This window comes from Streptomyces sp. NPDC005070 (genome assembly GCF_053600395.1).
Genome location: NZ_JBSFZS010000016.1, coordinates 48,354 through 62,283 on the forward strand (window position 1 = coordinate 48,354; position 13,930 = coordinate 62,283).

The following is a 13,930-nucleotide window of genomic DNA, read 5'->3' on the forward strand; positions in this document are numbered from 1 at the left end:
CGCCTGGTGGCCCGGATGCTCCCCTCGGACCCGCGGCTGCCAGGCTGCACCAGCCCCCGGCGCGGGGAGACGTACCCCGCCACTCCCCTGGGCGGCGTATACACCCCCGCTCCCCGCACCGGGCCCATCCCTGCACTCTCGAAGGAGACACCATGTACGTTCACGCCGACCGTCTGCCCACCGGTCCCGCCCTTCCGACAGGGATCGCTGCTCCACTGCCGTGGGGCGTCGTTCGTATGGCGCCGTATCCGACGATGGCGCCGGTCTACGCCCGTGCCGAGCTGGACCCGGTGACCCAGACCACGGTGTTCTTCGACGGCCTCGGGGAGGTGATGGAGATGCCCGGCCATGGGACCAGCACCGGCACCACCCCGTCGACCGGCACCAGCCCTGACGGGCAGGGGCAGGGAACCACGGACTCCGACCAGGGAAGCGACGGTGACCAGTGAGTGATCCGCGCCCGGTGCTGGTCGTCACCGGGTTGCACGACCCCACCGCCGACGTGGTGATCAACGAGCTGCACGGCCGGGACGTCCCGGTCGTGCGGCTCGACTCGGGGGACTTTCCCTTATCGCTGTCCCTCGAAGCCGAGATCACTCCCCACGGCCTTGAGGGCCGCCTTCACACTCCTTCGCGCACGGCCGAGCTGGCCCAAGTGCGGGCCCTGTACTACCGCCGGCCCACAGGCTTCGCCTTCCCCCACCTGAGCGAGCAGGACGCCCGGTTCGCCCTCACCCAGGCCCGGTACGGGCTCGGCGGCGTGCTGGCCGCACTTCCCGGCTGTCTCTACGTCAATCACCCGCACCGCATCGGGGACGCCGAGTTCAAACCGGCAGGCCTCGCCGCGGCCGTGGAGGCCGGGTTCCTCGTCCCGCCCACCCTCGTCACCTCCGACCCCGATGTAGCCAGGGCGTTCGCCAAACGCTATGCCCCGGTCCTCTACAAGCCGCTGTGGAACCCGGTGTACCTGATCGACGGCGTCTCCTCCGTCGTCGAGGTCGCCGACGTACACCCCGAGGACATCGACGAGCGTGTCGCCGGCACAGCACACCTCTTCCAGCAACGGATCCGCAAAACCGCCGACGTACGCGTGACCGTCTTCGGCGCCAGAACGTTCTGTGTCCGCATCGACTCCGACCTCCTGGACTGGCGCACCGACTACGGCCGACTGCGCTACACCCCAGTGGAGCCGCCGCCGCGGATCGAACAGTCGCTCCACCGCTACCTGGCCCACTTCGGCCTCGTCTTCGGTGCATTCGACTTCGCCATCGACAGCGACGGGCAATGGTGGTTCCTGGAGTGCAACCCCTCCGGCCAGTGGTACTGGCTCGAGCCCGAAACCGGCATGCCGATGCGCGCGGCCCTGGCAGACCTACTGGAGAGAACGGCATGAGCAACCCAGCACCGCTTCACCAGCACCTCCTCGATGCCCTGACCGCGGATGGCAGCCTGCGCACCAGGCCGTGGAAGGAGGCCGCCGCAGCAGTTCTGCGGCACGAGTTCCTTCGGGGCGGGTTCTTCCGCCGGGTCGAAGGGTCAGCGCCCGCTGCCTGGGAGCCGGTCCTGAACGGTGACGACGACTGGCTCATGACCTGCTATCAGGACGAATCACTGATCACCCAGATCGCCGGAACCATCGTGCCGGCAGACATCCAGGGCCGGATCATGCGGGAGCCGACCAGCTCCAGCACACTGCCATCCCTCGTCCTGCGCATGCTGGAAGACCTCCGTGTCCAACCCGACTCGCAGGTACTGGAGATCGGCACCGGCACCGGATACTCGACCGCCTTGCTCTGCGCCCGCCTCGGCGACAGCCACATCACTTCCATCGAGTACGACGCGGATGTCGCCGCCCGCGCACGCACCGCCCTCGCCCGCCAGGCCATGTTCCCCACCCTCGTCACCGGCGACGGACTGCTGGGCTGTGACGAGTCAGCCCCCTACGACCGGGTCATCGCCACCTGCGCCGTGCACACCGTGCCGGCTGCCTGGATCCCGCAGACGAAGCCCGGCGGGCTGATCCTGACCACCATCGGAGGCTGGCTGGGTGCTTCGGAGCTTGCACGCCTGACCGTTCATGACGACGGCACGGCATCCGGCCCCTTGCTCGGAGGCCAGGTCAGCTTCATGCTCGCTCGCCCCCACACACCCCCGCCGCTCGGACTGCTGCCCGACCTGAGTGCGGGCAAGGAGCGGGAAGCCGTCATCGGCTCCGACGTGCTGTCCGACTGGGCCACCCGGTTTGTCGTACAGGGCGCCGCACCGCAGACACAGCTCCTGACGATGAACCGGGAAGGCCGTACCGAAGAGGTACTGATCGACGCCGCATCGGGCTCCTGGGCCGCCCTCTACGACGAGGGTGGTAGATGGATCGTCCGCCAGGACGGCCCCGAGAACCTCTGGGACTCCATCGAAGAACGCCTCAGCCACTGGCACGCAGCCGGCACCCCCACGCTGGACGAGTTCACCGTCACCGTCACGCCGGACCGGCAAAGCCTTCACTGGTAGCTGATCTTCCGCAACCGGTCATCCACTCCCCCTCACTTCCGGCGGACAAACCCGGCCCGACCAGTCCCGCAGCAGCAACGCTACGACGTGTGCCGCGCGGTCGTCCCCCACCCGTAAAGGAGCCTCATGACCACGTCCACCGCGGCCGCGACGTACTGGGAGCCGCTCTGGTCCCGGGGCCGCCGCTACCGAAAGCTCGACGACACCGAGCACGGGTTACTGGATGACTACCTCGGACCAGGCCGCGACCGCCCCGCGCTCGACATCGGCTGTGGCGACGGCTCCCTCGCCCGACGCCTCGCCCAGCTCGGCTACCGCACGACCGGCATCGACTGCTCCCCCACAGCCGTCGCGCTCGCCGCCGCCCAAAAACCCGGGCCCGGCCACGAACCGCTTTGGCGGTGCATGGACATCACCACCGACGACCTCGACAGCCTCCCGGAACCAGCATACGCAGCCGTCACCTGCCGCCTGGTCTACCGGTGGATCGACAGCAAAGCAGCATTCCTCAGCCGCATCCGCCACCTCCTCGCCCCGGGAGGAACCTTCTGGGTGGTCACCGAGATCACCGGGCGCCGCGCCGCCACCGACCCCTTGCAGCACCTCGGCATCACCGGCGCCCAGGCGGAGATACTCACCGCGGGCTGGTCCACCGTCCACACCGCCGACCTCGACGTCCTGCGCTGCTACGCCCTGCACCCCTGACCCGCCTGTTCCGGATTCCACACGGGGGGAACGAGACGAACGTTCCATCGGGTCCATGCGTCGACTGGGTGCCGAACATCTGCTGCTGCCCCTGGCCGACCAGGATCGGTCTTCCAGCAGTGCGGTCACCGCGCGGCAACCAACTCCTGAAGCCAGGCGGTATACGCCTCGACCACGACCCGCCACCTCTCCATCAGCTCCGGCGTGCGCTCGGCCTCTTGGTCGAAGTCTGGAACACCCCGCGTCGGCGGGCAGGACCTTGGCTCCATGCTGGCCTACACCCTGATCGGCGGAACACCCCCGCGTCGGCGGGGAGGACGCCGCGTGCAGCTCCGCGAGCCCGATCATGTAAGGAACACCCCCGCCTCGGCGGGGAGGAGGACCTCAGGGGCGAGGGCATGCCCCACGTGAAATTCGGAACACCCCTGCCTCGGCGGGGAGGACGGCGAGTTCCCGCCCATGGCCATCTCCGCCATGGGAACACCTGTGCCGATCGGCGGGGAGGACGAGGTCTCGTTGCCCGCGTACTGCCACGTCTGCGGAACACCCCCGCATTGGCGGGGAGGACATGCGACGTGTTGATCCGCTTCTACGGGCAGCCTTCGTCGAACTTGGCCGCCGTGAGAGTCACCGGCTGCCCGTTCAACGCCGCACCTGCCGCCGGAGTCTGTGCACAGACCTGCCAGTTGGACTCGACGAGCACCCAACGATCCTGCCCGCTCGCGTCTTCCACGCTGATCGACGTGCCTCTGTCGAGCGCGGCCCGCGCAGCCTTCACGGACTTCCCCTTGAAGTCGGGCATCTTCCCGCCAGCCGCCGACGGCGCCTGCTCATCCTTCGCCGGGCACGACTCCTCCAGCTTCACGGAACCGAAGTCGAGAGTCGTATCGACCGGCAGCGACTTGCCGGGCTCGTAGTTCTGGCTGCACACCTTCCAGTTGCGGTCGAAGGTTTGCATGCGATCCCGGCCGAGCGAGTCGTGCGACTTCAGTGAGAAGAAGCCTTGCTCCTGTGCGGCGTCCTGAGCGGACTGCAGGCCCATGCCCACGAAGTTGGGGACCTGCTTCCGCTCCGCGTGCTTGTCCTCCTTCACTGCCGCCCCTGTGCTGGTCGACGTTGCCGCGCCGCTCGACTCGTTGTCGTCGACCGGCTGGCAGGCGACAGTACTTCCGACTGCGGCGGTGAGCAGGATGGCGCTGATCACACGGGTACGCACGGATTCCCCCCGGGTAGTGCTGGTTCAGGCGGAACACGGTAGGCCACATGTGGATGACCGGTGTACGCCGTCACGAGGTCGTGACACGGCCGCGCCTCACACCCTCGCCACACCAGTGCCGGAACGGGCGCGACTTCATGCCGAGGCAGCGCGGCGAGCCGCACCCCATGAGGCCGGCGAACCCTGTCGAAGCACCCCCGGGTCGGCGGGGAGGACGAGGTGTACGGCACCCCGGACATGGCCGGGTTCGGAGCACCCCCGCGTCGGCGGGAGGACGAGCGCCAAGGGTGGAAAGCAGCAGGTGGTGGAGCACCCCCGCGTCGGCGGGGAGGACCGCAGGTGGCGCGTCAAGTGGAAACACCTGTACGGAGCACCCCCGCGTCGGCGGGGAGGACGATCCACCGGCAGGTGCAGGACGGCAAGGACGTGGAGCACCCCCGCGTCGGCGGGGAGGACGCCGTCAGCCTGGGCCTGGCCGGACTCATGTACGGAGCACCCCCGCGTCGGCGGGGAGGACCTGCGCGAGCTCCAGGCGGTGCGGCATCACGACGGAGCACCCCCGCGTCGGCGGGGAGGACATGAACGGCAGCTTGTAGCGCTCGACGATCTGCGGAGCACCCCCGCGTCGGCGGGGAGGACGCCCAGGGCCAGGCCCGCGCCGAAGATGATCGCGGAGCACCCCCGCGTCGGCGGGGAGGACGCCCACGGCCCGTTGAAGCTGTTCGCCGCATCCGGAGCACCCCCGCGTCGGCGGGGAGGACGAGTTGCCGCCGTTCTTGGGGGTGATCGCGGACGGAGCACCCCCGCGTCGGCGGGGAGGACCGGTGAGCCGGTCGCTGGAGTACGGCATCAGCCGGAGCACCCCCGCGTCGGCGGGGAGGACGCAGTCCGGGCGATCTGCCGCGCTTCCTTGATCGGAGCACCCCCGCGTCGGCGGGGAGGACGCGGTCCCGCGGGAAGAGCGCGGCCCCGATGGCGGAGCACCCCCGCGTCGGCGGGGAGGACTGACGCACCGTCCGCCCCGCCTCGTACTTGACCGGAGCACCCCCGCGTCGGCGGGGAGGACGCGGTCCCGCGGGAAGAGCGCGGCCCCGATGGCGGAGCACCCCCGCGTCGGCGGGGAGGACGGCGTCTACCGCAAGTCCAAGACCGCCAAAGCCGGAGCACCCCCGCGTCGGCGGGGAGGACGGCATCCGAGCGGAGTCCACCAGTTCGCTCCGCGGAGCACCCCCGCGTCGGCGGGGAGGACTACTCGTCGTCGGTCGTGCGCAGGCGAGTTGCCGGAGCACCCCCGCGTCGGCGGGGAGGACTGACGCGTCGTCTGGAACTGGCCCTTGCGCAGCGGAGCACCCCCGCGTCGGCGGGGAGGACCCGGGTGTCGTGGGCGATGCCGCGTGAGGACGGGGAGCACCCCCGCGTCGGCGGGGAGGACTCGCGGCCGTTCTTCGCGACCGGGGTGTACGGCGGAGCACCCCCGCGTCGGCGGGGAGGACATGCACCAACGACCCGAGTCGTGGGTCGAGGACGGAGCACCCCCACGTCGGCGGGGAGGACCAGAACTCGGCCCACCACGCGCCGAGTGTGATCGGAGCACCCCCGCGTCGGCGGGGAGGACTTCCGCTGGATTGCCGACCCCAAGAGCCCGTCCGGAGCACCCCCGCGTCGGCGGGGAGGACTCCTCCGGCTCCTTCAACCAGCGCATGTCGACCGGAGCACCCCCGCGTCGGCGGGGAGGACGGATCCGGGGTCACCACGGGCACCGCGTACACCGGAGCACCCCCGCGTCGGCGGGGAGGACTCCGGCACCCACCAGCTCACGACGATCTACAACGGAGCACCCCCGCGTCGGCGGGGAGGACGTGGCGCTCGCGGCCGCCTCGATCGCCCGTGTCGGAGCACCCCCGCGTCGGCGGGGAGGACGTGGTGAAACGGATGCGGATACGCAGAATCGGCGGAGCACCCCCGCGTCGGCGGGGAGGACGCCGGGGCTTTTGGGGCCAGCTCCTCGAGGGCCGGAGCACCCCCGCGTCGGCGGGGAGGACCAGGAGCAGATCGGGGTGAAGCCGTCGCTTGCCGGAGCACCCCCGCGTCGGCGGGGAGGACCCGCTCCCCGAGGGGTGGACGCACGGCCGCCACGGAGCACCCCCGCGTCGGCGGGGAGGACGCAGGCACGTTCGTCCGCCTGCTCGCCGAGCACGGAGCACCCCCGCGTCGGCGGGGAGGACTAGCCGCCCATCATCCGGTACGCCTCAGAGATCGGAGCACCCCCGCGTCGGCGGGGAGGACCAGCGCGTCTCAACCCTTGGGACGATCGCAGACGGAGCACCCCCGCGTCGGCGGGGAGGACAGTCCCGCAAGAGCCTGGTCAACCGACTTGATCGGAGCACCCCCGCGTCGGCGGGGAGGACCCCAACTCGCTCGACATCTCCGACCCCCACAACGGAGCACCCCCGCGTCGGCGGGGAGGACCCGGGTTGGACTTCCTTGTGTCCGGCGACGGACGGAGCACCCCCGCGTCGGCGGGGAGGACGGCTGCGGAGCGGGGTGCGCCGTGACCGGATACGGAGCACCCCCGCGTCGGCGGGGAGGACGCGAACCCGCCCATGTCCCGGGGCCCGAGCGACGGAGCACCCCCGCGTCGGCGGGGAGGACCAGGCCTACGCCCGCGAGATGGCAGGCCAGGACGGAGCACCCCCGCGTCGGCGGGGAGGACGGGCGCGGGCAACAGGGCGTCACGCGGACGGACGGAGCACCCCCGCGTCGGCGGGGAGGACGCTTCGCGACCTGCGCCTTAGCGAGGCATTTGCCCATCCTTTACCTGAGGAGGGGCTGTCATGCGGATGAGGGTGAGGCCGTCGAAGTCTGCGGGAATGCGGCGACGAGTGCCTGCGGTGCGGATGGCGTAGCCCTGTTCTGTGGGAGCGGGGTGGATCAGGACAGCGGCGCCGTTGCCGACGGTTTCTGTGACGGCTTGCCAGAGTTGGTCGCGTACGCGGGCAGAGACGGTTCCGACAAAGATGCCGGGGACAACTTCGCTGGTCCATCGGCTCAGGGCGCCGCGCAAATGGTCCGGGACGGCTGTGGTGGCGATTACCAGCATGGATGGCATCAGACATCGCCCGAACCGTAGTTGACGCCCGCTGGCAGGACACCTGCTTTGGGGTCCCACAGGTGAACCATCTCAACATCGCGGCGCTCACTGCGGTCTTCAACTTCGCGGTCGGCGTCGGAGGTGTCTTGCCGTTCAAGCGTCAGGAGGGATTGGACGTCGCGGACGATGTGAGGTAGCAGCCGCACCAGGCGGAGGTTCTCGCGGAAGCGACGCCGGGCTTCCTGCTCTGGATTGGTGGACTGGTGCAGAGCGAAGGCCACGGGAAGCGTGGTTTGAGCTTTGTAGAGGTCGGCGACGTCGTAGACGAACGCGTGCTGGGTGCCTGCGTGGACGAAGCCGAGAGCGGGTGACAGGCCTAGTGCGAGCAGGGCGGCGTGGACAATGCCGTAGAGGCAGGTGTTCGCTGCGGACAGGGCGAGGTTGACGGGGTCCTGGGCGTGCCACTGGTCGGGGTGGTAGTTGCGGCGGAAGCGGCCGATTCCGTGTTGCTGCGCCAGGATTTTGTACAGGGCTTTCATGCGCTGGCCTTCCATGCCGCGCAACTGGTCGAGGTCGACGGTCTCGGGCAGTTCGGCGTCCTGGAAACGCATCCCGTACATGCGGACGGCGACGTCGAGGCGGCGGGTGGGATCGCTCCATGCGGCGACCTGCTGCTCGAGCCAGTGGGTGGTGAGTGAGTCGGGCAGGATCCCGGCGTAGGCCCGCACGCCGTCGGCACCCACGCACACCACGCTGGTGCCGTGGCGGGCGAGGGTGGTCAGAGCCGGCGTCGTGATGGAGACTCCGGGGCCGAGCAGCAGGCAGGACAGTGCGGCGGTGGGGATGTAGACGAGGTCGGTGCGGTTGTCTGCGACCTGGATCTGTGCGCAGACGCCGGTGTCGTCCTGGACGACGCGGATCATGTCGAGGTAGAGGAACGACAGGGAGTCGGCGACGCGGGGCAGCATGGCAAGGGTGGGGGCGGCGAGGCGTCTGCGCGCATCGCCGCCCCTGCCCGGTGCGCTCACGCCGCGGTGGCCGGGGCGAGGGAGAGCAGCCCCGCGCCGTAGGGTTTTCCGCGGCCGATGCCGGTCAGGACCGCTTCGGTGAGGGCGGTGGGATCGGTGACGGTGGCGGTGCCGTCGTAGCGCAGAAGGCTGTGTCGCATGGGGTTCGCCTGCCTGCCGCGTGGACGTACAGGGTCGAGGCTGGTGGGTGTGAGGACATGGAGTTGCAGGCCGGCATCGGCAGCGCGGCGGAGCCACCACTGATCCGCTTCTGCGCCGGAAAGCGCAATGACCTTGCCGCGCTTGTTCCTCTCCTCCAGCGAGAGACGTTCCCTCTTCGCGGGGTTGAGGACGATGCGGTAGCGCACAGCAAGGCCTTTACGGAGCGCGGTGAACATGGGCGCGAGGCTTTTGACCTCGGCGCTGCCGTAGCCGGCGGGCAGCAGCGCCGGGTTGAGGCTGCTGCCCTGGACGAGGAGGGTGCTGGCGGTGTCGTTCTCCTCCAGCCGGTACAGCAGTCCGGCCTGCCGGCGCGGTGAGTCGCCGAGCCCGTCGGGGACGGTGCGCATCACGGTGCGGTGCATCTGGGTGGCGTCGCGCAGGTCGCGTTGGACGTCGCGGCTGTGCGGGTTGAGGTGGATGCGTGCGATCACCGGGTGGTCGTTCATGCGCGTTCCTCGGTCTGGGCGTAGTCGATCAGTCTTTGCAGCAGTTGGGGCTGGGGTCCGGTGAGGGCTGCGGGCAGCTGCTCGATGGTGCGGTACAGGCGGCGTACGCCGTGGCTGCGGTGGTGCTGGGCGAAGCTGACCGGCATGTCGTTGACGTCGATGGTGTCGGCGGGCGAGGCGGTCGCGTCGGGGGGCGGCTGCTCGCGCAGGAACTCGACGGGGACGGTGTCGTCCGGGCCGCTGTTGCGCGGGGCCGTTGTGCTGAGGGGTACGCGGGTGAGGAGTTCGTTCTCGGGGTCCTCGACGGGGCGGCCCAGGACGAACGGTTCGTCCGGCACGCAGGAACGTCGGCCCAGGTAGGGCGCCCAGTGGGGTCGGCGCAGTGCCTCGGCGAGCCGGGTGATGGTCTCCTCCGGTCCGCTGGCGGCGACGACGAAGACTGCGTCGGAGAGGTAGTGACGCCGGGTGATCACTGCGGCGCCTTTGTTGCTGCCGCCGCTGGTTGCGGCGGTGCGCGCTTTGGGCTGGCCGCCGCCGACGGTGTGGTAGTCGATGAGGCGCAGGCCGGGCCGGTCGACGCGCACGGTGATCTGCAGGCTGTCGTAGCGGTCGATACCGCCGTCGTCGCGGCCGATGCCCTCGGCTGCGGCGAACAGGCCGGTGAGTGCGGAGCGGGTCGGAAACGGTGCGGTGTCCCGTACGGGGGTGAACGCGGATCGCTCGCCCCAGGACTGCAGGGGGCCGGCCAGGCGCAGCAGGAGTCCGCTCACTGCTGTGCTCCGGACTGCGGCAGTGCGGCGTCCAGCGCGGCTTCGATCAGCTGGTCGTAGGAGTCGATTTCGGTGCCCAGCCCGGCCAAGTGCTCGTCGGGTGCGATGGTGGCGTGGCCGTGGAAACGACGGTGGCGCTCGCCGGTGAGCCGGTTGATGCTCTGTGCGTAGGTGGCGAGTTCGGTGCGGGAGTTTTTGGAGAAGCCTCCCTGCGTGTCGGCGGTGACCGGGGTTTCGAAGGCGGCTGCCAGGGACAGCGGGCGGTGTTCGCGTACCGCGAGGTAGGCGAGGTCGGGCAGGGTGTGGGGGGCGGTGCTGTTGCGCTTGGCCTGGGGCAGTGAGAGGAGGAAGTGCTCGGCGAACGAGCCCAGCACGGTGCGGGCCGCCTTGGTGTCGCCTTCCAGGTTCTTGACGAGGTCGGCGACGTTGACGGTGGCGTAGCGGTAGAAGACGCCCGCGCTGAACTCGGCTGTATCGAGGTGGCCGCTTCCGGTCTCGGCCTCGCCGAGCCAGTCGTCGACGGCGGTGAAGTAGTCCCGCTGGGGCTCGGCGGCGTGGGTGGTGAAGGCGTGCGCTACCTGGGCGGCGCCGTCGACGTTGGCGTTGGGCAGCTCGGCCAGCATGCGCCCGAGCAGGCTGATGGAGGCCGTTCGCCGTTTGAGGATCTCCTCGATCCGGGCGGGCGGCAGCAGCTGTCCGGGGTTCTTCTTTCCCTGGCCGCTCTCCAGCGCCTCACGGTGCTCGGAGCAGACGGCGGCCAGCTCGTCGATGGCTGCCTCGGGCAGGAACAGCAGGACAGAGGTGTGGCCCTCCTTCTCCGTGCCGATGCCCTTCTTTCCGGCGCTGGCGGCAACCTGCGATCCGGCGAACGCGGCGAGCTCAGCCGGCCATCCGGCCCGCTCGAGGGCCTGCTTGAGCTTGACGGGCACCATGCGGGTGCGGGCGGCCTTCTCTCCGAGGTCCTGCTCGACGCCGTGGCGGATGACTCGCTTCCAGGACTGGCTGGAGACCCGGATGCGCGGCGCGTTGCCGTAGCGGACCTGCTTGGGAGAACCGAGGTCGTCCCGGTTGAGGTTCGCGGCCGGCACCGACTGCAGGGCGCTGAAGTCCAGGTAGAGGCTCATGCGTTGTTCTCCTCGCTCGAGGCAGATGTTTCGGGGCGGTTGTCGTCGTCGGCCGGTGCGGCGCTGGTGATGCGGAAGTAGCTTTCGAGCCAGCGGGTGGCGATCCGGTCACGGTCGCGGTTCCACCAGGCCAGGTCCTCCAGGAGGACGGCCCAGTCCACTGCGATGCCGCCGTTGAGGAGCTGGCGGGTCAGGGCAGGCATGCAGGGGTGGATGGCCTCGGTGCTCTGCCGGGACATCAGGTGCAGGGCGCTCTCCGCGGTCGCCGGCTTGAGGACCTTCTTGCCGACGGCCTGGCCCAGTGCCGCACCGAGGTTGGGGCGCCTGTACCAGGTGGCGGCTTCGTCTTCAGTCGTCGGCCGCATCGTCTGGGCGTCGCGGGCCGTGCGGGGACGGGCGGCGATGAGCGCGGCGACCGCGTAGTGGGCTCGCTTGGCATCGGGGTGTACCTGGTCGGGCATCCGCGGCACGAGATAGCGATGCAGGTAGTTGCATCGCTCGACCGGCAGACCGAGGCCTTTACGCAGAGCGGCCCGGGTTCCCTTGGACTCGCACAGTTCGTGCACATGCGCCACGAAGCGGTCAGAGGAGCGGGTGGGTTTCTTCGGCACCGCGGGCACCGAAGCAGGAAGGGTCATGGCACATCCCTGGAAGGGTGAAGGGGAAAACGTCAGAGTCAGACTGATCGGGAAAGGACCAGCGCCGGCCGGTCGGATCAGACCGTCGCGGAGGTAGGCAGGAGACCGGCAAGGATCGCCCGGGCGCGGCTGCGGGCACGTGCCACCCGCAGGTCGGCGCGGTTGACCGGGCCGATCGCCTCGTCGAGCGCGGCCAGGGCCGCCTCGACGAACGGCCGCTCGAGCACCGAACCCGTCTGTTCCGGTGTGGCCAGCTGCCAGAACTCCCGCTCGGCGGAGGGCCAGTAGCGTGCCAGGGCCGCCGACGCCCAGGGTCCGGGCTTGCGCTGATCGATGCGGATCTTGGCCTGGGCGGAGGTGTCCGCGTTCGCATCCGTGGCGATCCGCCAAGCGACCTTGGCAGCGAAATCGAGCCGAGACCCGGCATCCTCGGCTGCACGGTGACAGCGGCTCACATGATGCGCCATCTGCGGATCAGCCTCCTCCTGCCACTGCAGGACGGGAGGGGTCGTCGACTGGAACCATACGCTGTCCTTCTGCTGGCCGTCCTGCTCGAACCCGTACGCCCGCACCCGAAGGGCGGGCAGCAACCGCTTCGGCAGGTTCTCCAGACAGGGAGGACGCTGCACGTCCTGCTTGCTGTCCTTCAGCAGCAGGGAGTCGATGTCCCGCCACAACGCCCGTGACCCGTCCGCCTCCCGCGGCTGGAACGCTCCGTCCTTGCGGCGGTCGAGAATCTGGTAAGGATCGCGGACCGATGGCGCGGCCTCATGCGTCGACCAGGTGATGTAAGCGTCGGTCACCGACCGCCGGTCGGCAGAAGGCGTCAGCAGCACCGCGTGACGAAAGCGGCCGGTGAGCTGCCGACCCGGCCACGTCACTGCGGGCAGCGGCTCGAGCGGGGCGTTCAGCTCCTCCTCCCACGGACAGGCGTCCGTCGCCTCCCAGTCCGCCTCGAACTGCGGGCTGGGGACAGCGAGCACCAGGCTCGTGAACAAATCCGGCGCCCAGGCGAAAAACGACAGAGACTTACGCAGAGGTGCCGCATCGCCGCTGCCGGCCCGCTGTGCGGTGATCCGCCGGGGCGTGCACTGGCCCGAGGGCCCGAAGTACAGCTGCGCCAGCAGATGCCACACCGCTTCCACGGCCGGTACTGCGATCGGCGCCGTGTCCGTGAAATGGCCGAAGAGAACTGCCCCGTTGACACCGGTCGGCCGTCCCAGGACCAGTTTGTTCACTCCGGACGGATTCGGTGCTCCCTTCGCGTCCACGCACTCCGTGATGAGCCTCGGATCCTGCAGAAAAGGCCGCTTCGCATCGAACAGGTCGAAACGGCCCGCTGGGACTTCCTCGTCGAGGTAGGCATCCACCGCGTCCGGATCGAACCGGCCCTGCTTCAGCACCCGCCGCCGCAGCGCATGCCAGTCATCGATGTCCTGCGCGACGCCCGCATCGTCCAGGCGCACGTCTCCAGCTTGAGCAATCCTCGCGGTGATCGCGGCCAGGACACGCAGCAGACCTCCTGCCGTCGGCGGCACCGCCAACTCCAGGTCCGCGATCTCATGCGCCTGCTTGAACAGCCCTCGAAACCCCAGCCGCACCGACTCACCCGTCAGCAACCGCACAGGAATCCACGGCTCATCCCGCAGGTCGAACCCCCCACTCACGAACAGCCCCTCCCTCACTCACACACGGCTCAACACACCAGCCAGCACGGCCACAGCCCCCCGGCCAACCCGCTCATGGCGTCGTGCCCGACATTGAAGCACCGCCCACTGACAACGCCCCCGCGAATCAACGGGGTTGGACCAGTTGAGCAAGGTGAGGAACCGGCCGCACGAATTCCATGAAGGTGGAAGGGCAGGGCAAATCCGTGAGGTATAGGAGGGGCATGCGACGTGGGCCAGCAGGACAACCCAGCAACTACGGCTCGACGGCGCCCCAATGGCAGCGCAGCCCACTACAGCGGTCAGACGAGATTGAGCCCCGTGGACCAGTCCGTCTCACGGAGCCCATGGCTCTGGACCGACCCTTCTCCCCGAAGCTTGGGGCATACCGTCGCCTGACACGGTACCCTCTGGCCGGCCGTCGAGGACCTCATGATTCTCCGCCGTGGTGGGGGTGGTCCCGTGGAGGGGCATGGTGGATTTGGCCCGGAAGGTCTCTCCCCGCCGACGTGGGGGTGTCCCCACTGGTCGCTCAC

12 protein-coding genes and 1 CRISPR repeat array are annotated in these 13,930 nt (G+C 69.7%); of the genes, 4 read left to right on the plus strand and 8 right to left on the minus strand.

The window, feature by feature from the left end:
* Positions 1 to 152 precede the first annotated feature (152 nt).
* The 4 genes from tgmA (at position 153) to ACWEBX_RS08240 (ending at position 3,213) form a co-directional block, all read left to right on the plus strand.
* Positions 153 to 449, plus strand: a complete 297-nt coding sequence (gene tgmA / locus ACWEBX_RS08225; protein WP_451884094.1) for a putative ATP-grasp-modified RiPP — start codon at positions 153 to 155, stop codon at positions 447 to 449.
* Positions 446 to 1,393 (plus strand): ATP-grasp ribosomal peptide maturase, encoded by a 948-nt coding sequence (tgmB, locus tag ACWEBX_RS08230; protein WP_451884095.1) that lies wholly within the window; start codon positions 446 to 448, stop codon positions 1,391 to 1,393. Before tgmA ends, tgmB begins: the two co-directional genes overlap by 4 nt.
* A complete protein-coding gene (tgmC, locus tag ACWEBX_RS08235) occupies positions 1,390 to 2,508 on the plus strand; it encodes an ATP-grasp peptide maturase system methyltransferase (RefSeq protein WP_451884096.1) in 1,119 nt (372 codons plus the stop codon). Before tgmB ends, tgmC begins: the two co-directional genes overlap by 4 nt.
* Before the next feature lie 126 nt (positions 2,509 to 2,634).
* Positions 2,635 to 3,213 (plus strand): class I SAM-dependent methyltransferase, encoded by a 579-nt coding sequence (locus tag ACWEBX_RS08240; protein ID WP_451884097.1) that lies wholly within the window; start codon positions 2,635 to 2,637, stop codon positions 3,211 to 3,213.
* Between the two features lie 589 nt (positions 3,214 to 3,802).
* On the opposite strand, the gene ACWEBX_RS08245 is transcribed toward ACWEBX_RS08240, so the two are convergent.
* The 8 genes from ACWEBX_RS08245 to casA form a co-directional block, all read right to left on the minus strand.
* Positions 3,803 to 4,417 carry a PASTA domain-containing protein gene (locus ACWEBX_RS08245; RefSeq protein ID WP_451884098.1) on the minus strand — a complete coding sequence of 205 codons (615 nt, stop codon included), beginning with the start codon at positions 4,415 to 4,417 and terminating at the stop codon, positions 3,803 to 3,805.
* Positions 4,418 to 4,616: 199 nt separating this feature from the next.
* Positions 4,617 to 7,203: direct repeats of the CRISPR family, unit length 29 nt; unit sequence CGGAGCACCCCCGCGTCGGCGGGGAGGAC.
* A gap of 17 nt (positions 7,204 to 7,220) precedes the next feature.
* Positions 7,221 to 7,538, minus strand: a complete 318-nt coding sequence (gene cas2e, locus ACWEBX_RS08250) for a type I-E CRISPR-associated endoribonuclease Cas2e (RefSeq protein ID WP_451884099.1) — start codon at positions 7,536 to 7,538, stop codon at positions 7,221 to 7,223.
* Complete coding sequence (cas1e, locus tag ACWEBX_RS08255; RefSeq protein WP_451884100.1) at positions 7,538 to 8,488, minus strand: type I-E CRISPR-associated endonuclease Cas1e; 951 nt, start codon at positions 8,486 to 8,488, stop codon at positions 7,538 to 7,540. Before cas1e ends, cas2e begins: the two co-directional genes overlap by 1 nt.
* A 56-nt stretch (positions 8,489 to 8,544) precedes the next feature.
* Complete coding sequence (gene cas6e, locus ACWEBX_RS08260; protein ID WP_451884101.1) at positions 8,545 to 9,195, minus strand: type I-E CRISPR-associated protein Cas6/Cse3/CasE; 651 nt, start codon at positions 9,193 to 9,195, stop codon at positions 8,545 to 8,547.
* On the minus strand, positions 9,192 to 9,965 hold the full coding sequence (gene cas5e, locus ACWEBX_RS08265; protein ID WP_451884102.1) for a type I-E CRISPR-associated protein Cas5/CasD: 774 nt from the start codon (positions 9,963 to 9,965) through the stop codon (positions 9,192 to 9,194). The genes cas6e and cas5e overlap by 4 nt, the downstream gene beginning before the upstream one ends.
* The gene (gene cas7e, locus ACWEBX_RS08270) at positions 9,962 to 11,089 is read right to left on the minus strand and encodes a type I-E CRISPR-associated protein Cas7/Cse4/CasC (protein ID WP_451884103.1); all 1,128 of its coding nucleotides are present in this window, start codon (positions 11,087 to 11,089) and stop codon (positions 9,962 to 9,964) included. The genes cas5e and cas7e overlap by 4 nt, the downstream gene beginning before the upstream one ends.
* The gene (gene casB, locus ACWEBX_RS08275) at positions 11,086 to 11,727 is read right to left on the minus strand and encodes a type I-E CRISPR-associated protein Cse2/CasB (RefSeq protein WP_451884104.1); all 642 of its coding nucleotides are present in this window, start codon (positions 11,725 to 11,727) and stop codon (positions 11,086 to 11,088) included. Before casB ends, cas7e begins: the two co-directional genes overlap by 4 nt.
* A 77-nt stretch (positions 11,728 to 11,804) precedes the next feature.
* On the minus strand, positions 11,805 to 13,394 hold the full coding sequence (gene casA, locus ACWEBX_RS08280; RefSeq protein WP_451884105.1) for a type I-E CRISPR-associated protein Cse1/CasA: 1,590 nt from the start codon (positions 13,392 to 13,394) through the stop codon (positions 11,805 to 11,807).
* Positions 13,395 to 13,930 lie beyond the last annotated feature (536 nt).

Excerpts from the sequence above, each read along its gene's own strand:
- cas7e (WP_451884103.1), bottom strand. The coding sequence starts at position 11,089 with ATGAGCCTCTACCTGGACTTCAGCGCCCTGCAGTCGGTGCCGGCCGCG.
- cas2e (WP_451884099.1), bottom strand. The coding sequence starts at position 7,538 with ATGCCATCCATGCTGGTAATCGCCACCACAGCCGTCCCGGACCATTTG.
- casB (WP_451884104.1), bottom strand. The coding sequence starts at position 11,727 with ATGACCCTTCCTGCTTCGGTGCCCGCGGTGCCGAAGAAACCCACCCGC.
- ACWEBX_RS08240 (WP_451884097.1), top strand. The coding sequence starts at position 2,635 with ATGACCACGTCCACCGCGGCCGCGACGTACTGGGAGCCGCTCTGGTCC.
- cas1e (WP_451884100.1), bottom strand. The coding sequence starts at position 8,488 with ATGCTGCCCCGCGTCGCCGACTCCCTGTCGTTCCTCTACCTCGACATG.
- tgmA (WP_451884094.1), top strand. The coding sequence starts at position 153 with ATGTACGTTCACGCCGACCGTCTGCCCACCGGTCCCGCCCTTCCGACA.
- cas6e (WP_451884101.1), bottom strand. The coding sequence starts at position 9,195 with ATGAACGACCACCCGGTGATCGCACGCATCCACCTCAACCCGCACAGC.
- tgmC (WP_451884096.1), top strand. The coding sequence starts at position 1,390 with ATGAGCAACCCAGCACCGCTTCACCAGCACCTCCTCGATGCCCTGACC.